The sequence below is a fragment of the Bradyrhizobium liaoningense genome (assembly GCF_018130825.1).
Lineage (GTDB): Bacteria > Pseudomonadota > Alphaproteobacteria > Rhizobiales > Xanthobacteraceae > Bradyrhizobium > Bradyrhizobium liaoningense_B.
Genome location: NZ_JAFCJS010000001.1, coordinates 198394 through 216688, shown reverse-complemented (window position 1 = coordinate 216688; position 18295 = coordinate 198394). Strand labels below are relative to the sequence as shown.

General features: G+C 65.7%; 16 protein-coding genes. 9 read left to right on the top strand and 7 right to left on the bottom strand.

All coding sequences use genetic code 11. The features are described from left to right. The first annotated feature begins 44 nt into the window (after positions 1–44). Entirely contained in the window at positions 45–266 is a 222-nt protein-coding gene (locus JQ603_RS01090) for a DUF2842 domain-containing protein (RefSeq protein WP_018642447.1), read from the top strand. On the opposite strand, the gene JQ603_RS01085 is transcribed toward JQ603_RS01090, so the two are convergent. Further along, complete coding sequence (locus JQ603_RS01085) at positions 250–1299, bottom strand: polysaccharide deacetylase family protein (RefSeq protein ID WP_212335941.1); 1050 nt, start codon at positions 1297–1299, stop codon at positions 250–252. The two genes, JQ603_RS01090 and JQ603_RS01085, sit on opposite strands and share 17 nt — an antisense overlap. 141 nt (positions 1300–1440) lie before the next feature. Between JQ603_RS01085 and JQ603_RS01080 the strand changes: the two genes are divergently transcribed. After that, a complete protein-coding gene (locus tag JQ603_RS01080) occupies positions 1441–2622 on the top strand; it encodes a GNAT family N-acetyltransferase (RefSeq protein WP_212335940.1) in 1182 nt (393 codons plus the stop codon). Positions 2623–2810: 188 nt separating this feature from the next. Here the strand turns inward: JQ603_RS01080 and JQ603_RS01075 are convergent, their stop codons facing one another. Then, complete coding sequence (locus JQ603_RS01075) at positions 2811–5150, bottom strand: GumC family protein (RefSeq protein ID WP_212335939.1); 2340 nt, start codon at positions 5148–5150, stop codon at positions 2811–2813. A 202-nt stretch (positions 5151–5352) separates the two neighbouring features. On the opposite strand from JQ603_RS01075, the gene JQ603_RS01070 reads away from it, so the two are divergent. From JQ603_RS01070 to JQ603_RS01060, 3 genes are all read left to right on the top strand, one after another. Further along, complete coding sequence (locus tag JQ603_RS01070; RefSeq protein ID WP_212335938.1) at positions 5353–6486, top strand: glycosyltransferase family 4 protein; 1134 nt, start codon at positions 5353–5355, stop codon at positions 6484–6486. Between the two features lie 119 nt (positions 6487–6605). Continuing rightward, complete coding sequence (locus JQ603_RS01065; RefSeq protein ID WP_212335937.1) at positions 6606–8156, top strand: undecaprenyl-phosphate glucose phosphotransferase; 1551 nt, start codon at positions 6606–6608, stop codon at positions 8154–8156. Between the two features lie 153 nt (positions 8157–8309). Beyond that, entirely contained in the window at positions 8310–9560 is a 1251-nt protein-coding gene (locus JQ603_RS01060; protein ID WP_212335936.1) for an O-antigen ligase family protein, read from the top strand. Here the strand turns inward: JQ603_RS01060 and JQ603_RS01055 are convergent. After that, positions 9535–10005, bottom strand: coding sequence for a MarR family transcriptional regulator (locus JQ603_RS01055; protein WP_212338107.1), 471 nt, complete (start codon positions 10003–10005; stop codon positions 9535–9537). The genes JQ603_RS01060 and JQ603_RS01055 overlap by 26 nt on opposite strands. A gap of 147 nt (positions 10006–10152) precedes the next feature. On the opposite strand from JQ603_RS01055, the gene JQ603_RS01050 reads away from it, so the two are divergent. Continuing rightward, complete coding sequence (locus tag JQ603_RS01050; protein WP_212335935.1) at positions 10153–11349, top strand: FAD-dependent monooxygenase; 1197 nt, start codon at positions 10153–10155, stop codon at positions 11347–11349. 102 nt (positions 11350–11451) lie between these two features. Here JQ603_RS01050 and JQ603_RS01045 read toward each other — a convergent pair whose 3' ends face one another. From JQ603_RS01045 to JQ603_RS01035, 3 genes are read right to left on the bottom strand one after another with little or no spacing between them, the layout of a single operon-like run. Further along, positions 11452–12630 carry a saccharopine dehydrogenase family protein gene (locus JQ603_RS01045; RefSeq protein ID WP_212335934.1) on the bottom strand — a complete coding sequence of 393 codons (1179 nt, stop codon included), beginning with the start codon at positions 12628–12630 and terminating at the stop codon, positions 11452–11454. 9 nt (positions 12631–12639) lie between these two features. Beyond that, positions 12640–13422, bottom strand: coding sequence for a DUF169 domain-containing protein (locus tag JQ603_RS01040; protein ID WP_212335933.1), 783 nt, complete (start codon positions 13420–13422; stop codon positions 12640–12642). A 60-nt stretch (positions 13423–13482) separates the two neighbouring features. After that, positions 13483–14286, bottom strand: a complete 804-nt coding sequence (locus tag JQ603_RS01035; protein WP_245003432.1) for a YdcF family protein — start codon at positions 14284–14286, stop codon at positions 13483–13485. A 132-nt stretch (positions 14287–14418) separates the two neighbouring features. Between JQ603_RS01035 and JQ603_RS01030 the strand changes: the two genes are divergently transcribed. From JQ603_RS01030 to JQ603_RS01020, 3 genes are all read left to right on the top strand, one after another. Then, entirely contained in the window at positions 14419–15360 is a 942-nt protein-coding gene (locus JQ603_RS01030) for an acetamidase/formamidase family protein (RefSeq protein ID WP_212335932.1), read from the top strand. 200 nt (positions 15361–15560) lie between these two features. Next, the gene (locus tag JQ603_RS01025) at positions 15561–15758 is read left to right on the top strand and encodes a hypothetical protein (RefSeq protein WP_007603456.1); all 198 of its coding nucleotides are present in this window, start codon (positions 15561–15563) and stop codon (positions 15756–15758) included. Positions 15759–15832: 74 nt separating this feature from the next. Then, positions 15833–16312, top strand: a complete 480-nt coding sequence (locus tag JQ603_RS01020; RefSeq protein WP_212335931.1) for a GcrA family cell cycle regulator — start codon at positions 15833–15835, stop codon at positions 16310–16312. A gap of 272 nt (positions 16313–16584) precedes the next feature. Here JQ603_RS01020 and JQ603_RS01015 read toward each other — a convergent pair whose 3' ends face one another. Continuing rightward, the gene (locus JQ603_RS01015) at positions 16585–18141 is read right to left on the bottom strand and encodes a porin (RefSeq protein ID WP_212335930.1); all 1557 of its coding nucleotides are present in this window, start codon (positions 18139–18141) and stop codon (positions 16585–16587) included. Between the last annotated feature and the right edge of the window lie 154 nt (positions 18142–18295).

The window sequence follows — 18295 nt, the reverse complement described above, 5'->3', positions numbered from 1 at the left end:
CCGCTCCCGCAGCGCAAGTTACGCGAAAGCCGCAACAGTCCGCCATGACGATCCGCACCCGCAAGTTCCTCGGCGCCATCCTGCTGCTGGTGCTGGCCACCGTCTGGGCCCTGCTCGGCATGGCGGCGGCGCAGATGCCGTGGATCGCCGAATCCGGCTGGCGGCAGGCGATCTATTACGTCGTGGTCGGCATGGGCTGGGTGCTGCCGGCGATGCCGATCGTGAGCTGGATGCAGCGGCCCGATCGCGTCAAGTCTGGCCCGTAGCGCTGCCGGTCGGCCTCACCGGCGCAAAGGCCACGCCTGATACCAGCACGCGCAGCATCCGCAGCGAGCGCACGCGCCCGTCCCAGGAAATCCGCGGCAGCGCGCGCAGATTGGTGCGCCCCTCCGCCTCCACGATGCCCGGGATCGTCGAGACCGCGCTGGCAAACCCGGCCTCCTCCGCCATCACGACGTGGCTGCGCCGGAACGCGGCGCGGTCGCCGAACGGAAACGCCAGATGCCTGATCTCGCGATCGAACGCGGATTCCGCGACCGCCTTGCCCATCGTCATCTCGCGCAGCGCGCCTGCGTCCTTCATGTTGGCGAGAACGGGATAGTTCACGGTCGCGTTGCCGATCGTGACCAGTGGGTCGGCAGCGAGCTTCGCGAGGTCCTCCCAATCCATCGACGCTTCGCGCGATAGCGCGGCGAGGTCGACCCGGTAGCGCGTGCAGAGATCGGCGATTGCAGCCGACAGCTCCACCGGCGGCAGCGAGCGCAGCCAGCCTTCGAGATAAGCGAACAACGCCTGCTTCTCGGCATTGCCTGTGACCGTGAAGCGCTGCTCCCTGTCGCCCATCATCAGGCTGATGCGGCTCTCGCGCGCGATCACCTGCTCCAGCCCGAGCCACCAGGCTTCACCGACGCCATCGGGAAACGCGGTGGGCACATAGATCGTGAAAGGCACGCCGTGGCGTGCCAGCACCGGATAGGCAAACTTGATGAGATCCTTCGGCGCGCCGTCGAAGGTGAGCGCCACGAAGCGCCGCTTCTCCGGCAGCGTCACCGCACGCCGGCAGACCTCGTCCATGCCGAGGAAATCGTACTTCCACCGCTTCAGCGCGCGAATGGCGCGGTCGAGGAATTGCGGAGTGATCTCGTGCTGGCGCAGCGGCTGAAACCCACCGCGCCGCCGCGGCCGCACATGCGCAAAGCGCAGGATGGCGCCGGCACCACGGCTGCGCAGCGCAGCCTGACCGGTGAACCAGGTCAGCTCGAGGCGCAGCCGTTGCAGCCATCTGTCGTCGGATGCCAATATCCCACCTTCGCGCTCGCCGGCGGCCCGTTCGCTTGCTCAGGTCCTGGCCCCTCCTCATTACCCTTTGTTGACATTTGTTTGCAAAGGTCGGCCACAGGCCGAATTACGCATTTTTCGTTTTCTCGACAGGTTTCGCGAATGACCATGGCTGCGGCGATGCAAAGCCGGACGGCAGAAGCGCCAGCGCGGTCGAAAGCGAGCCGTATCGCGCATGTCGATATCCTCGGCGACCTCGGCGAGGCCGAAGCGATCTGGCGCGCCTTCGAGGAGCCCGGCCATCTCTTCACGCCCTATCAGCGCTTTGACCTGCTCGGCCCCTGGCAGCGGCAGGTCGGCGCTCACGAAGGCGCCGGTCCCTTCATCGTCATCGCCCGCGACGCCGACCGCCAGCCGCTGCTGCTGCTGCCGCTCGCGCTGCGCCAGAACCACGGCGTGCGCACGGCCTGCTTCATGGGCGGCAAGCACACGACCTTCAACATGGGATTGTGGAACGCCGAGTTCGCAGGCGAAGCCGGCACCGCCGATCTCGACGCGCTGCTTGCACCGCTGCGCGCGCATATCGACGTGCTCGCGCTGACGCAGCAGCCGCTGCGCTGGTGCGACCAGCACAACCCGTTCGCGGCCTTGCCGCGACAGAGCGCGATCAACGGCTGTCCGCTGCTGACGATGGAGCCGGGCGGCCCGCCCACATCGCGGATCAGCAACTCCTTCCGCCGCCGCCTCAAGAGCAAGGAGAAGAAGCTCCAGTCGCTCGCCGGCTACCGCTATCACCTCGCCACGACGGACGCGGACGTCACCCGCCTGCTCGACTGGTTCTTCCGCGTCAAGCCGGCGCGGATGGCCGAACAGAAACTGCCGAACGTTTTCGCCGAGCCCGGTGTCGAGCAGTTCGTCCGCAGCGCCTGCCTGTCGCCGCGTGGCGAAGGACGCGTCATCGACATCCACGCGCTCGAATGCGACGACGAGGTGATCGCGATCTTCGCCGGCGTCGCCGACGGCCAGCGCTTCTCGATGATGTTCAACACCTACACGATGTCGGAGCACGCCCGCTACAGCCCGGGCCTGATCCTGATGCGCTACATCATCGACCGCTACGGCGAGCGCGGCTACCGCTCGCTCGACCTCGGCATCGGCTCGGACGAGTACAAGCGGATGTTCTGCAAGGACGACGAGGACATCTTCGACAGTTTTGTTCCGCTGACTTCGCGCGGCAAGCTCGCGGCGATGGCGATGTCATCGCTCAGCCACGGCAAGCGGCTTGTGAAGCAGAACCAGGTGCTGTTCGACCTGGCCCGACGACTGCGCCAGGCGTTCGGGTAAACTTCGCAGTGTCGTAGGGTGGGCAAAGCGAAGCGTGCCCACGTCTGCCGCAATCGTTGAAAGGTGGTGGGCACGGCGCAAGTGCGCCTTTGCCCACCCTACGATTCCGGACTCGCGGAGAGAGACCCCTCACCCGGCTTCGCTTTCGCGAGGCCACCCTCTTCCACAATGGGAGAGGGTAATATCTACTACGCCGCGACCACGCGCGGCGTCTCCACGGCATCCGACGGCTGCACGGGCTTGCTCAGCATCGTCACCTCGCTGAAGCCGACGGCCTTCAGCTGCTCGCACATCAGCGTGCGCGCGTCCTGTGCCATCGAGGCATCGGGCACCACGACGGCGCGGGCGCTGGTCGTCAGCAGCTCGGCCGGAAGGTCGGAAGCACCGCCGGCATCGAGCAGCACATGGTCATAGGCGCGCAGCAACGCGTCGATCGCGAGGCCCACGCGCGGCGATTGCAGCAGGCTGCGGTCGAAGCCGGGACGGCCGGCCATGACCAGATGCAGCCGCGAGAGCTTGTCGCGGGTGATGACCTGGGCGAACGAGGCTTCGCCCTGCATCAGCTCGGCAAGGCCGGGCGCGGAGGCGTCGACCGACACGGCGGCGATGGTCGGCGAGGACGCGGCGAGATCGACCACGACGACACGCGCGTCGCGCGCCAGATGCCGGGCCAGCGTCAAGGCCGATAGCGTCACGGCTTCGCCGGACGCGGTGCCGAGCACCGTGACCTTCTTCGCCGCGGCGCCTGCAGCGCGCAGGCTGCCCGCCAGATGCTCGATCTCGGCGAATTCGGCGACACCGGCACCGGCCGTCATCTCCGGCTGAAGCGGCGCCGGCTCTTCGATGACCGGCTCGACGAACGGCTCGACGGGCGGCTGGACGGGCGGCTGGACGGGCGGCTGGACGGGCGGCTGGACGACTGGTTCCTGGCGGACCGCCGCCTGCGGTTGCGCCGGCGCCGGCGTGAAGGCGGCCACCGCGCGCGGCGCGGTCTGGCGGAGCAGCTCGCTGGTGACGACGACGCCTGACGAGAGCAGCAGCGTCGCGATCGTCGCGATCAGCACGATCGGCAGCTTCTTCGGATAGGCCGGCGTATTGGAGACGATGGCGCGCGAGATGATGCGGCCATCGGTCGGCGCGGTGTCGATGGTCTCGCGGGTATTGGCCTCGCGATACTTCGCGAGATAGGTCTCGAGCAGGTCGCGCTGCGCCTTGGCCTCGCGCTCGAGCGCGCGCAGTTGCACGTCCTGCCCGTTGGTCGAGGTCGCCTGCTTCTTGAGCTGCTCGAGGCTCGCCGTCAGGCCGTCGACCCGGCCACTGGCGATGCGGGCGTCGTTTTCGAGCGAGCGGGAGATCTTGGCCGCCTCGTCCCGGATCTGGTTGTCGAGGTCGCCGAGCTGGGCCTTCAGCTCCTTGATGCGCGGGTGGTTGCCGAGCAGCGTGGACGATTGTTCGGCGAGCTGCGCCCGCAATGTCACCCGCTGCTCCGACAATCGACGCATCAGCTCGGAGTTCACCACTTCGGATGCCTCGATCGGCTTGCCGCTCTGGAGCATCTCCTTGATCAGCCGCGCCTTGGATTCCGCATCCGCCTTCATCGAGCGCGCATTGTTGAGCTGGGTGTTGACCTCGCCCATCTGCTGGTTCGACAGCGTGGTGTTGTTGGTGCCGACGAACAGGCTCGACTTCGAGCGGAAATCCTCGACCCTGGCCTCGGCGTCGGACACCTTCTTGCGCAGATTCTCGATCTCGCCCGCGAGCCACTGGCTCGCGTTCTTGGCCTGGTCCTGGCGGGCATTCTGCTGCAGCACGAGGTAGCCGTCGGCGATCGAGTTGGCGACGCGTGCGGCAAGGTCCGGATCGGCGGACTGGAATTCGACCACGATGACGCGCGACTTGTCGACGGCGTAGGCCTGCAAGCGCTCGTAATAGGCATCCAGCACGCGCTCTTCCGGCGTCATCGAGAACGGATCGCGGCCGATGCCGACGAGGGCCGCCAGCGACTTCAGCGGCGAGATGCCTTGCAGCACCGGATCGAATTCGGGCCGCTCGGCAAGCTTGTTCTTCTTGATGATCTCGCGCGCGAGATCGCGCGACAGCACGAGCTGCACCTGGCTGGTGACGGCCTCGGCGTCGAGCGCCTGCCGCTCCTCGGTGCGGTCGCTGTTCGGGCGCAGGAACACGTTCTCGCGGCCGTCGATCAGGATGCGGGTTTCCGACTTGTAGCGCGGCGTGACCAGGTTGACGGCGGCAATCGACGCGACGAGCGCCAGCACCGTAGGCACGACGATCCAGCTGCGCTTGCGGGCCAGTGCTGCGCCGAGCGCGTGCAGATCGATGTCACCGGATTCGACCGCGGCCTGCTTCGCGATGACCGGCGCAGGCTTTGCTTCAACCTTGGCGGCTTCGACCTTGGGCGCGGCTTCGACCATCCTGGCTTCGGTCGCCTTGGCTTCGGCTTTGGACTTCGAAACAGCCCGCTCGATCACCGCCTTGTCCTTGCCGGCACGCCAGAACGCTAAACGCATCGAACACTCCCGCAGGGGCAACGCCACCAAGCTACCTCAACCGCAGCGATTACACTCCATTAAGGTTGCCGCTGGGTTAATCGTGCCATCCAGCGCCTCGCGCCCGCGCGTTCCTCACCGTTTGTTAACCACGAAGGCTCTTAATCCCTCTCGATATTTCCTGGAATTGTTCGGTACTCGCCGTCGAGCGCTGGTTTTGATCATGCCCCCCTCACCCGACCAGCCGCTTCGAATCCTGCACGCCGTGCGCGCTCCGGTCGGCGGCATCTTTCGCCACATCCTCGACGTCGCCAACGGCCAGGTCGACCGCGGCCACCACGTCGGGATCCTTGCCGACAGCCTCACCGGCGGCGAACGCGCCGACAAGGCGCTGACGGAGCTCGCGCCGCGCTTGAGGCTCGGCGTGTACCGCATGGCGATTCGCCGCGAGCCGTCGCCCGACGATGTCATGGTGTGGATGCGGATGCGGCGCCTGATCTCGAAGCTCAAGCCTCACGTCATGCACGGCCACGGCGCCAAGGCCGGCGCCTTCATCCGCATGCGACGGCGCACCGACGACACCATCCGCATCTACACGCCGCATGGCGGCTCGCTGCACTATCCGCTCAACACCTTGAAGGGCGAGTTCTACGCGCGGCTCGAACGCTCCTTGATGGGCGCGACCGACCTGTTCCTGTTCGAGAGCGCCTTTGCCCGCGACACCTATCAGCGCATCGTCGGCACGCCCAAGGGCGTGGTGCATTGCGTCTTCAATGGCGTGACGCCTGAGGAATTCGAACCCGTCATCACCGCCGAGGATGCCACCGACCTCTGCTATGTCGGCGAGTTCAGGCACATCAAGGGCGCAGACCTGCTGGTCGATGCCGTGGCGCGCCTGCGCGAAGGCGGCAAGAACGTCACGCTCACCCTCGGCGGCGACGGTGAGGAGACGGCGGCGCTGAAGGCGCAGGTCGAGAAGCTCGGCCTCACCAGCACCATCCGTTTCATCGGCCACGTCAAGGCGCGCTACGGCTTCTCCAAGGGGCGACTGCTGGTCGTTCCCTCGCGCGGCGATTCCATGCCCTATGTCGTGATCGAGGCGGGAGCCGCCGGCATTCCCATGATCGCCTCGAAGATCGGCGGCATCCCCGAAATCTTTGGCACCAACAGCCCCGCTTTGTTCGCGCCGAGCAACCCCGAGGCCATGGCCGAGGCGATCGCAGCGGCGCTGGACGATCCGCAAGCGACCGCGCAACGCGCGACCTCCTTGCGCGAGCGCATCTCCGCGCATTTCTCCCAGCAGGCCATGGTCGACGGCGTGCTCGCGGGCTATCGCGACGCATTTGCCAATCATTAACCATCCTTAAGGCCGCTTTAGAAAATCTTCCGATTTGTCCGGTAATCGAGTGCCAGGGGATGCTTGCCCGGGGCCGCAAAGTCGCGACCCACGGGTTCTTGGAATGGACGTGGACGCCCGTGGAACCGCTCAACGCACGCTCGATGCTCGATGCCGCGGCCAGCGCTGCGGCGAGGCCCGCTGATCAGCCCTTTGTGGAACGCCGCCGCCGGCTCTCGCCCGCCGCGCTCGAGGTCGTCAACCAGAAGGTCGCCCGCGCCTATTCGCCGATCGTGATCGCCGGCTTCGTCCGCCTCATTGACTTCGCGCTGCTGAGCCTCGTCGGCCTCGGGGTCTATATCGGTTATGTCATGCCGCTCGCCGGCGGCTTCAGCTGGACCTATCCTGCGGAGATCGTGGCCGTCGCGATCGCCGCCGTGGTCTGCTTCCAGGCCGCCGACATCTACCAGGTGCAGCTGTTCCGCGGACAGCTCCGGCAGATGACGCGAATGATCTCGTCCTGGTCGTTCGTCTTCCTGCTGTTCATCGGCGTCTCCTTCTTTGCCAAGTTCGGCAGCGAAATGTCGCGGCTGTGGCTCGCCGCCTTCTACTTCCTCGGGCTCGCCGCACTGATCGCGGAGCGCCTGGTGCTGCGCTCGCTGGTGCGCGCCTGGGCGCGGCAGGGCCGGCTCGACCGCCGCACCATCATCGTCGGCGCCGACCGCAACGGCGAGGAGCTTGTCGAGGCACTGAACGCGCAGGAGGATTCCGACATCCACGTGCTCGGCGTGTTCGACGACCGCAACGACAGCCGCGCGCTCGACACCTGCGCCGGCGCGCGCAAGCTCGGCAAGGTCGACGACATCGTCGAGTTTGCCCGCCGCACCCGCGTCGACCTGGTGCTGTTCGCGCTGCCGATCTCCGCCGAGACGCGCATCCTGGAGATGCTGAAGAAGCTCTGGGTGCTGCCGGTCGACATCCGTCTCTCCGCGCACACCAACAAGCTGCGCTTCCGTCCCCGCTCCTATTCCTATCTCGGCGAGGTGCCGACGCTCGACGTGTTCGAGGCGCCGATCACCGACTGGGATCTGGTGATGAAATGGCTGTTCGACCGCATCGTCGGCGGCCTCGCGCTGCTCGCAGCGCTGCCGATCATGGGACTGGTGGCGTTGGCCGTAAAGCTCGACAGCCCCGGTCCGGTGCTGTTCCGCCAGAAGCGCTTCGGCTTCAACAACGAGCGCATCGACGTCTACAAGTTCCGCTCGATGTACCACCACCAGGCCGACCCGACGGCATCGAAAGTGGTGACCAAGAACGATCCGCGCGTCACCCGCGTCGGCCGCTTCATCCGCAAGACCAGCCTGGACGAGCTGCCGCAGCTCTTCAACGTGGTATTCTCCGGCAATCTCTCTTTGGTCGGCCCGCGCCCGCATGCGGTGCAGGGCAAGCTCCAGAGCCGGCTGTTCGACGAAGCCGTCGACGGTTATTTCGCCCGCCATCGCGTCAAGCCCGGCATCAGCGGCTGGGCCCAGATCAACGGCTGGCGCGGCGAGATCGACAACGAAGAGAAGATCCAGAAGCGCGTCGAGTTCGACCTCTATTACATCGAGAACTGGTCGGTGCTGTTCGACCTCGTCATTCTCCTGAAAACGCCGATCTCGCTGCTGACCAAGAACGAGAACGCGTATTGAGTTTTCCGTCATGCCCCGGCTCGACCTGGGCATCCAGTACGCCGAGACGCCGAGGCCGAACCTCGCTGCCGCGGAGTACTGGATCGCCCGGTCAAGCCGGGCGATGACAGCTGTGTTTGTGGCGTGCGAGTTGCGTAAGCGTATGAGCGTGTGATGGCGTATGCGGCGACAGCCGGTGGAGTGAAATTGGCCGCACCGGCTGCGCCCGGCGTGCTGGCGCTCCAGCGCGCGCTGGTGTGGCTGGTCGGCGCCTCCGGCGCCATCGTCTTCATCGAGCCGAGCCCCTACGAGATCGTGACGCTGCTCGCGACCGTCACCTTCTTCGCCACCGGCCTGCGCCTGCGGCTCGTGCTAATGCCGCTGGTGCTGATGCTGGTCCTGCTCAATGTCGGCTACACCATCAGCGCGATCCCGCTGTTCGAGCAGTCCGAGGTGGTGAGCTGGATCGCGACCTCCTGGTACATGGCTGTGACCGTGGTGTTCTTCGCCATGGTCATCTCCGAGGACACCGAGGCCCGGCTCGACATGCTCCGCCGCGGTCTCGTGGTCGGTGCGATGGTCGCCTCACTCCTGGCGGTCGCCGGCTACTTCCACCTGGTGCCGGGCAGCAACGACCTGCTGACGCTGTACGGCCGTGCGCGCGGCACGTTCAAGGATCCGAACGTGCTCGGCGCCTTTCTGATCCTGCCGGCGCTGTTCGCGCTCCAGAGCGTGGTCTCGGACAAGCTCGGCAAGGCGATCCGCAACGTCATCGCCTTCGGCATCATGTCGCTGGCGATCCTGCTCGCGTTCTCGCGCGCCGCCTGGGGCGGCCTCGTGCTGACCTCCGCCTTCATGCTGGCGCTGATGGTGCTGACCAGCCGCACCAACGCGCAGCGCTCGCGCATCGTCATCATGGCGATCGTCGCCGCGGTGCTGGGCCTTGCGCTGATCGCGGTGCTGCTGTCATTCGATGCCACCGCCGAGATGTTCAAGCAGCGCGCCAGCTTCGACCAGAGCTATGACGAAGGCCGCTTCGGACGCTTCGGCCGGCACATCCTGGGTGCGGAGATGGCGCTCGAGCTGCCGTTCGGCATTGGCCCGCTGCAATTCCACCGCTACTTCCCCGAGGACACCCACAACTCCTACCTCAACGCTTTCATGTCGGGCGGCTGGCTCTCGGGCGTGTGCTATCCCGCGCTGGTCTTCACCACCGTCATCATGGGTTTCAGGCACATCTTCGTCCGCGTGCCCTGGCCGCGCGCTTATCTCGCGATCTTCTCCGCTTTCGTCGGGACCGTCGGCGAAAGCTTCGTGATCGACACCGACCACTGGCGCCACTTCTGGATGATGCTGGGCGCGATGTGGGGCATGATCGCCGCCGCGCAGGCCTATAAGGTTAGCGACGAAGCTTCTTCAGCTTGAGATCGGGACGCTTCTCCGGCGGCGTGTCGAGAAGGCTTTTCAGCGCTTCGGTTGCCGCGAGCACGCCCTTGTAGCCCTCATTGGCGAAACGCAGCAGCAGGCGCAGCTCCTCGTCGGAATAGGCGCCGAACACTTTCTCCATCGCCTGCTGCATCGGCACGTAGAGCTGGCCGATCTTCATGGCCGTCTCCGGCACGACCGAAATGAAGACCTTGCGGCGGTCCTTCTCGTCCCGCTCGCGGCGCACGAGGCCGGCCTTCTCGAGCCGGTCGATCACGCCGGTGATCGCGCCCGTCGTCAATCCGGTGACTTCGGCGAGCCGGCCGGCGGTGACGCGGCCCTCGAGATAGAGGATGTCCATGCATTCGAGGTCGGAATTGGCGATTCCGGCAACATTCGCAACGGTCTGGCCATAGAGCACGCCCTGCGCGGACGACCTGCGCATCGCCGCCTCGAGCTCCTGCAACAGCGCAACGCGCGCCTTCGTCCTTGACAAGGTCGGCCTCTTATCTTACTCGATATATATCTTAGCCACTAAGAGATTTAGCGACCGTAATTTCTCCTAGCACCACGGAAACGTCGGGAGCAAGCCATGTCCAGCCGTCCCCGCAAGGCCCTCATCATCGGCGCCGGCATCGCCGGGCCCGTCGCCGCGATCCTGCTGCGCCGCGCCGGGATCGAGTCCGCGATCTACGAGGCGTGGCCCTATTCGAAGGGCATCGGCGGCGGCCTCCAGATCGCGCCGAACGGCATGCATGTGATGGACGAGATCGGCCTTGCGAACGAGCTGATCAGCCGCGGCTCGGTCGCGGAGGCCTTCGACTTCTATTCGCAGGGCGGCGAGAAGCTCGGCTCGATCAACCGCGACATGGCGCGGCGGTTCGGCCAGCCGGCCGTCAATATCTCCCGCGCGACACTGAACGAGATCCTGATCGACAAGGCCTGGTGCGCCTGCGTCTCGCTCTATTTCGAAAAGCGCCTGATCAAGATCGAGGATCGCGGCGACCAGCCGATCATCGCCTATTTCTCTGACGGCACCACCGCCGAAGGCGACTTCCTGATCGGCGCCGACGGCGTGCACTCGGTGGTGCGTCGCCAGGTCGTGCCGGACGGACCGCAACCCTTCGACACCGGCCTGATCGGCTTCGGCGGCTTCGTGCCGCACGCCGTCCTCGACGGCAGGCCGATCGGCCGGCATGTCGAGACCACCTTCGGCCAGAGCGGCTTCTTCGGCTACGGCCATTGCAGCCCGGACCCGAACGACGGCGTGATGTGGTGGAGCACGCAGCCCGCGCACGGCATGGACGCGGCGATGTTCCGCGCGCTCGACCACGCGACGCTGAAGCAGCATCTGCGCGGCTTCCACCGCGGCTGGCACGATCCGATCCCTGATATCATCGCGGCGGCCGAGAACATCGTGGTCACCGACACGCTCGACGTCGCGACGCTGCCGACCTGGTCGCGCAAGCGCTCGCTGCTGATCGGCGATGCCGCGCATGCCACCAGCCCCCATGCCGGTCAGGGCGCCTCGCTCGCGTTGGAGGATGCGATGCGGCTCGCCCGCCTGATGCAGGAGGGACAGGAGCTCGGCGCCACCTTCCAGGCCTTCGAGGCCGAACGGCGTCCGCGCACCGAGAAGATCGTCGCGATGGCCCGCCGCAACGGCAACAGCAAGCGCGAGTTCAGCGCTACCGGCGCGTGGATGCGCAATCAGATGCTGAAATGGCTATTGCCGCTGGGCTCGAAGAGCATGGAGTTCATGTACGCGTACGACGCGCGGGCGGCGTAGCGGCAATCTCAACTGCCGTAGGGTGGGCAAAGCGCAGCGTGCCCACCACTGAGAGATCGTGGGCACGGCGCGTTGCGCCTTTGCCCACCCTACGATACCGAGCTAGCTCTCCACCCCAAACGTCAGCCCCGCATTGTCCTGCAGCCGCTTGATCAGCTTGTGCTGCATCGCTGCGCCCGGCGTCCAGAATCCGGCGGCAACATCGCTCGCGTCACGCAGCAGGCAGATCGCGCATTCGGAGATCATCTTGGAGGTCGAGCCGTAGCCGGGATCGCGGTCACCGGTGACGCCGGCGCGGACCATGCGGCCGTCGGGCGCGATCGCGACATAGAGCAGGTTGAAGAGGCCGTTCTCACGCTCCTCCTTCGACGGCCCCTCGCCCGGCTTCGGTGCATTCGGGCCGGTCTTCTCGGCATTGGCCGCCATCACGCGCTTGGCGTTGGCCTCGCCCTTCTCGCCGGGACCGGTCAGGACCATCTCGTCGTAGACGAAGTCCTGGCCGTAGGGAAAGCCCATCAGCATGTTGGAACGATGGACGTTGCGGGTGTTGATCAGCGCCATCATGAACGGTGCGGCCCAGGACTGCAGGTCCTCTTCGTAAACGGCTCTGTTGCCCTTGGGCTGCTTCGGGCCGGTGAAGCCGGGCGTCAGCGCGAAGTGATCGTTGAGGATGGCGACGAGGCTGAGGTCCTTGGCGACGGCGTCGAAAGTCGCTTTCGCACTGGCTGCGGTGCCGCCCGACAGCGTGCCGCGCATGTCGCGCACGCGTCCCTTCACGCGGGCCGCCGGCGCGCCGAACACACGCTTCGCCTCTTCCTGCACGAAGAACGTGCCGAGCTCGAACGGCACGGAATCGTAGCCGCAGGAGAACACGATGCGCGCGCCGCTCGCCTTGGCCGCCGCACCGTACTTGTCGATCATCTGCCGCATCCAGACCGGCTCGCCGCAGAGATCGAAATAATCCGCACCCGCAGCGACGCAGGCAGCTAACAGGTCCTCGCCATAGAATTGATACGGGCCGACCGTCGTGATCACCGACTTCGTCTGCGCCACCATCGCCTTCAGCGAGGCCGCGTCCGACGCGTCCGCCACGATCAGCGGCGTATCGGCGGGTGCGCCGATGGCATCACGCACCGCTTTCAGCTTGTCGAGGCTGCGGCCCGCCATCGCCCATTTGAGCGCCTTGTCGTCCTTGTAATGCGCCGCCAGATATTCGGCGACGAGCTGGCCGGTGAAACCGGTCGCGCCGTAGACGACGATGTCGAATTTCGCAGAGCTCATGACTGGCCTTTACTTCTTCGCGTAGCTCACGCCCATGCCGGCACGGACGTCGCTTTGAATACCATAGGGCGGGATCGGATAGCGCAGGCCGTTCTTCGCCAGCGCCTTCATGCCCTCGATTGCCTTGGCGAGATGCGAAGGTTTCAGGGCCATCAGCATCTCCTCGTCCGGCACGCCGCCATAGCGCCGTTCGGCATAACATGGCAAGGACAGGCTGGGCTCCCCGGTCTTGAGCGCCCGGCCCCAGGAATCCGCGCAAGCGGTCTCGCCGACCACGCCCCATTCGAATTTCCTGTAGCCGGTATATTGCAGCCCGTTGATCAGGATGATCATTTGCCCCGGCGTCGCGTAGACGAGGCAGATGTCGGGCGGATCGAGCCGGCCGCTGGCGAGCGGGCTGACCGCGAGCGCCTGATAGTGCCCGAACGGAACCACGTCCAGCGCCTCCTGACGCTTGCGCGCGTCCTCCGCGGTGCCGTGCCAGACCCCGACATAGTTCTCGCCGGCGAGCCATTTGTCGTCCTGGGGGCTGAGCCCAATCACCGCGCGGCACTGGCTGCCTACCAGATCGTCGGCGGTGATGCCGACGGTCCAGCCCAGACGCGCCGCCATGCTGACGATCTGGTCGGTGGTGTGGATCGCATTCGGCCGCCGTATTTTCGGGATCGCTTCCATCTCAGCAGCGTGCGCGAACAGCTTCATGCCGATCACCGTCGTCTTCAGCCGCAACAGGCTGTTGAGATCGGCGACGAGGCCGGCAAGGTCGATCCTCTCTGCACTCTGTTGCTGCATCGCGTCCTCCCGACCGGCGGTCGCGCGCCGGTGCTGTGTTCTTGTTTTGCGACCCCCGTTCTAGTCCTTGGCCGGCCCCGGTAGCAACTTGCCGGTCCGGCCCATCACGCGGTACGCCAAAAGACCGATCCATTCGCGCATGGCGACGTCGGTCCTGCCGAGACCCTCCTTGCCGAGATGGGTGAACGCGAAGAGATCGTCACGCCCGCCCATGCGCCAGTCGACCGGATAGGCCTCGACGTCAAATCCGGCCTTGCGAAAGATCCCCATCGCGCGCGGCATGTGGAAGGCCGACGTCACCAGCAGCCAGCGCTCACCCGGCTTCGGCGCCACCAATTGCCGGGTGAAGACCGCATTCTCCCAGGTGTTGCGCGAGTCCCGTTCGACGATCAGGCGTTCCTTCGGGATGCCGAGGTTTTCCAGGATCGGCGCGGAGTAGTCGGCTTCCCTGGCATCGGTGGAGACCAGGTTCGCCGAGCCGCCGGTGAAAACGATGCGCGCATTCGGATAGCGGCGCGCGAGCTCGGCCGGTGCCAGCATGCGATCGGCCGCGGCCGAGACCACCGGCGTGCGATGCGCCGCCGACAGATCGGTGTCGACGGAGCCGCCGAGCACGATGATGCCGTCGGGCGCGCCCCGCGACGGGTCCCATTTCGGAAAGCGCGACTCCAGCGGATAAAGCAGCAAATTGCCGAGCGGCGAGAACGCAGCCAGCGCCAGCAGGATCAGCGTGGTCACCGCAAGCTTGCGGCCGAGCGCGGCAAAGCGCGTCAGCATCAGCACCAGCGACAGGATGCCGAGCTCGACCAGGAGATTGATCGGCAGCAGCGCCGTGCCGAGCGTCTTGGAAAGAACGAAATACAGGAGAGCCTCACTCGAATGACCGTGCCATGCGCGGGCTTGACCGCCCCGCCCATGATCGGAAATCTTCTTGAAAGAGGATCGCTCGCCGGGTCAAGCCCGGGCATGACAAGCAAACCGATTGGACGGCCGCAAATGACCCATCACCACCTGCATTCCAGCCCCGAGACCTGTCATTGGGGCTTCTTCGAAGCCAAGCTCAAGCCGGTGCTGACGATCAAAAGCGGTGACGAGGTGACCGTCGACACCATCAGCGGCGGCCCCGACATGCTGCCCGACCGCGACAAGTTTCACATTCCGCCGGAGATGTACGAGGTCCATGCCAAAAGCGAGCGCATGCTGCCCGGCCACATCCTCACCGGCCCGATCGCGATCGAGGGCGCCGAGCCCGGCGACGTGCTCGCGGTCGAGATCCTCGACGTCCAGCTCCGGCAGGACTGGGGCTGGAACATGATCAAGCCGCTGTCCGGCACCCTGCCCGACGATTTCCACGAGACACGCATCCTCAACATCCCGCTCGACCGGACGCGGATGGTGGGACGTCTGCCCTGGGGCCTCGATCTGCCGCTCAAACCGTTCTTCGGCGTGATGGGCGTGTCGCCGCCACCTAGCTGGGGCCGCATCTCCTCGCTGGTCCCGCGCGCCATGGGCGGCAATCTCGACAACAAGGAGCTCGGCACTGGGGCGACGCTCTATCTGCCGGTGTTCGTTCCGGGCGCGATGTTCTCCTGCGGCGACGGCCATGGCGTGCAGGGCGACGGCGAGGTCTGCGTCACCGCGATCGAGACCGCGCTGCAGGGCCGCTTCCGCCTGACGCTGCGCAAGGACCTGAAGCTCGACTATCCCCGCGCCGAAACGGCAACGCACTACATGACCATGGCCATGGACCCCGACCTCGACCAGTGCGCGGTGCGCGCGCTCCGCGACATGATCGCCCTGCTCGGCGAGAGGCGAAACCTGTCGCGCGAGGACGCCTACACCCTGTGCAGCCTGGCGGCCGATCTGCGGGTGACCCAGACCGTCAACGGCTCCAAGGGCATCCATTGCATGATCGAAAAAGCCATCGTGCACGGCTGAGCCGGCCCGCACCTTCTGCCCTGTCGACGCCACGCCGCCGCGCGGGTTTCCGCGCGGTGCGCCGCCGCGTGCCAGATTTCTCCAGTGATTCCAATGCGCTGAGCTGCGGCCTGTGACCGCATTTGACTTCCACCCCCGAACCTAAATAGAGTCTTAATCGTTACTTTTATGTACCCGGGTAAGAGGCTAGCGTTCGGGCCATGGCCACCGAAAAAGCCGAGACTGACCGCATTCCCGTAACCTTGGCGCTCTCGACCATCACCTATCTGGAGAAACTGGTGAGACAGGGCACCCACGGCACCAGCGTTCCCGGCGTCGCACGAACCTTGATCGAGGAAGGCATCCGTCTCGCCATCAAGGACGGGCTCCTGTCGATTCGCGACAATGGCAGGACGTGAGCGCGCGCCGGACGTGAGGCGGACGGATCTCGAGAAGGCGGATGGCCGGCATCTGCAACCTGGGACCGTTACCAATGCCTATTCTCTCACCGACCTGGACCGACGAACGAATTGAACTTCTGAAGCAGCACTTCGAGGCCGGCCTCTCCTGCCGCGAGATCGCCGCCGACATCGGCGTCAGCCGCAACGCGGTCATCGGCAAGCTGTCCCGGCTCAATCTGACCCGCAGCCGCGCGGTCGAAGACCGCAGGCTCGAGCGAAGCCTCGCGCCGCCGGCGCGCGCGACCCGCGCCGTACCGCGGCTGCAATACGAGATGCTCGCGACGATCTACGGCGAGACCGATGCGCCTGTCGTCGCCGGCCCCATCGACGACGCCAATCGCTGCTCGCTGCTGGAATTGTCCGAGAACCGCTGCCGCTGGCCGATCTCCAGCCCGGGTGAAGACGATTTCTGCTTCTGCGGCAATACTTCGCCCGACGGCCAGCCCTATTGCGCCGGCCACAGCCGCCTCGCCTACCGGCCGAACTCGCGCGCCCGCATGATGCGCGGTTGAGCCCTGTTCTTTCAAAAAAGAAAAACCTCCGGCGGGGCATCACCGGAGGTTCCTGGAGGCTTAGCGTGAAGCTAAGAGCCGCAACTTTCGTATTTGGCTGAGAGCTATATAGCTGATTAACTCAGGTAAGTAAATAAGTTTGAAGACGATCGACTCGCATAGCTCGTCTTCGTCCCCGGCAGAGGCCCGCCGGATTTTCCGAAAGCCCCTCCCTTCGAGAAAAAGCCCCGGCGGTTTCCCGCCGGGGCTTCATCAAGTCCGATAGACCGACCTTACCAGTTGCGCTGGGCGCGCAGCAGCAGGCTGTAGGTGTCCTGGTCCTTCAGCTCGTAGGTGGCCGCCGGCTTGGCGACGCCCGTCAGTGCACCGGTCGTGATCACGCCCGAATACTTCTGGTCGAGGTGGCTGTAGGTGAAGTCAGCCGAGAAGGTCAGACCCTTCACCGGCGTCCAGCGGGTGATGACGCCCACCTGGCCGATGTTGAAGTCCGGGTTGCAGGTGCCGGTCAGGGTCGCGAACGCGGCGCTGCCGCAGATCAGGCCCTTGGCCGTGCCGCTGTAGTTGACCGCAGCCCACGCGCCATAGAGCGCCGTGTTCCAGTACGGGCTCCAGTTGTGGGTGTAGGCACCACGGAAGCCGTAGGTCTTGGTCAGCTCGAGGCCGCCGCCCGGACCGAACACCGCGTCAGACACGCCGGCAAAGCCGATGCTCTGATAGGCCGCGTTCGAGCTGCCGAACATCGAGTAGCTGGTCGCGGCCAGCTCCTGGAAGTTGTAGCGGCTCGCACCGTCGGTGTAGACGCCCGAGATGTTGATCGTGTCGCCGGCGCCGGTCGGGATGTTCTTGATCTGCAAGGCGAGCTGGACGGCCCAGCCCCACTTGTCTTCCGGATGACCGGTGGCTTCGGTCGCGCCGTAGTAAGCGACGTGGTTGTCGTGCGCGGCGACCGACGCCTGGAACAGGCCCCAGGCCTGGTCGACGCGGACCATGCCGACGATGTCGGGAGCACGGCTGCCGCCGAGGTTGTTCGAGCCATAGGCACCGCCGAGGACGCCGGTGGTGCTCATGCCGGCGGTGTTCCAGATGTTGGTCTGGAAGACCTGCGTCTGATCCTGCAACGAGAACGCAGCCGTCACGCCCTGGCCGAAATCGGCCGTGTAGGTGGCCTGAACGACGCCGTTAGTGGTGCCGCTGCCGCCGACGAGCTGGTCGAAGTTGTTGCCGGGATAGTTGATCCAGGGCGCGTCGAACTGCGAGACGGCCTTACCTAGGGTGAAGCCGGCGAACTGGATGAAGGCGTAGTAGACGCCGAGCGCGCCGCCGGAGATGCCGCCGTCGGTGCCGTTGACGGCACCACCGCTCGAGCCCGTGAGGCCGGTCCCCGCAGCATTGAGGCCGATCGTGCCGCTGTACTGGGTGCCGCCCGTGGCCGAACCGGTGCCGCCATAGTTGCCGGTCGTCCAGGTGAAGACCGCGTCGAAATAGGTGCGGACCACGCCGTACTCGGTCGCGGTGCGCGTGTCGATGTTGAGATCTTCACGAGCACGCATCGAGTAGTAGTTGGTGAGCCGGTTATTGGCCGCGAAGACGCCGTTGTACTGGGCGCTGTAGTTGCCGCCGGCATTGAGCGCCACTTCGGCACGCAGATAGCCGCCGAGCTTGATGCAGGTGTCGCTGCCCGGGATGTAGTAGAAACCCGCGCCGTAGAGCGAGCAGATCTTCACGTACTCGACCGCCTTGGCCTTGACCGGAAGATCGGCTGCCTGAGCTCCGCCGACGGCGATCAGACCCGCCGCAGTGCCGAGCAAAAGGCTCTTCACCATTTTCATTTAAAACCTCCAAGTTGCTCATTTTACGGAGACTGGACCGTGAGGCCCCCCAGATCCCCGTCTCTTCAAATCCGCCCGGCCGCTTCGCGCTTTCGGACACACCCGCTTTCGACGCGAGGGACGTGAGCGAACCACCTGCAACGGGACGATCGAG

Coding starts and splice junctions, on each gene's coding strand:
- JQ603_RS01040 (WP_212335933.1), bottom strand. CDS start 13,422: ATGCAGCAACAGAGTGCAGAGAGGATCGACCTTGCCGGCCTCGTCGCC.
- JQ603_RS01060 (WP_212335936.1), top strand. CDS start 8,310: ATGGCGTATGCGGCGACAGCCGGTGGAGTGAAATTGGCCGCACCGGCT.
- JQ603_RS01070 (WP_212335938.1), top strand. CDS start 5,353: ATGCCCCCCTCACCCGACCAGCCGCTTCGAATCCTGCACGCCGTGCGC.
- JQ603_RS01025 (WP_007603456.1), top strand. CDS start 15,561: ATGGCCACCGAAAAAGCCGAGACTGACCGCATTCCCGTAACCTTGGCG.
- JQ603_RS01050 (WP_212335935.1), top strand. CDS start 10,153: ATGTCCAGCCGTCCCCGCAAGGCCCTCATCATCGGCGCCGGCATCGCC.
- JQ603_RS01080 (WP_212335940.1), top strand. CDS start 1,441: ATGACCATGGCTGCGGCGATGCAAAGCCGGACGGCAGAAGCGCCAGCG.
- JQ603_RS01045 (WP_212335934.1), bottom strand. CDS start 12,630: ATGAGCTCTGCGAAATTCGACATCGTCGTCTACGGCGCGACCGGTTTC.
- JQ603_RS01015 (WP_212335930.1), bottom strand. CDS start 18,141: ATGAAAATGGTGAAGAGCCTTTTGCTCGGCACTGCGGCGGGTCTGATC.
- JQ603_RS01090 (WP_018642447.1), top strand. CDS start 45: ATGACGATCCGCACCCGCAAGTTCCTCGGCGCCATCCTGCTGCTGGTG.
- JQ603_RS01020 (WP_212335931.1), top strand. CDS start 15,833: ATGCCTATTCTCTCACCGACCTGGACCGACGAACGAATTGAACTTCTG.
- JQ603_RS01030 (WP_212335932.1), top strand. CDS start 14,419: ATGACCCATCACCACCTGCATTCCAGCCCCGAGACCTGTCATTGGGGC.
- JQ603_RS01075 (WP_212335939.1), bottom strand. CDS start 5,150: ATGCGTTTAGCGTTCTGGCGTGCCGGCAAGGACAAGGCGGTGATCGAG.
- JQ603_RS01055 (WP_212338107.1), bottom strand. CDS start 10,005: ATGCGCAGGTCGTCCGCGCAGGGCGTGCTCTATGGCCAGACCGTTGCG.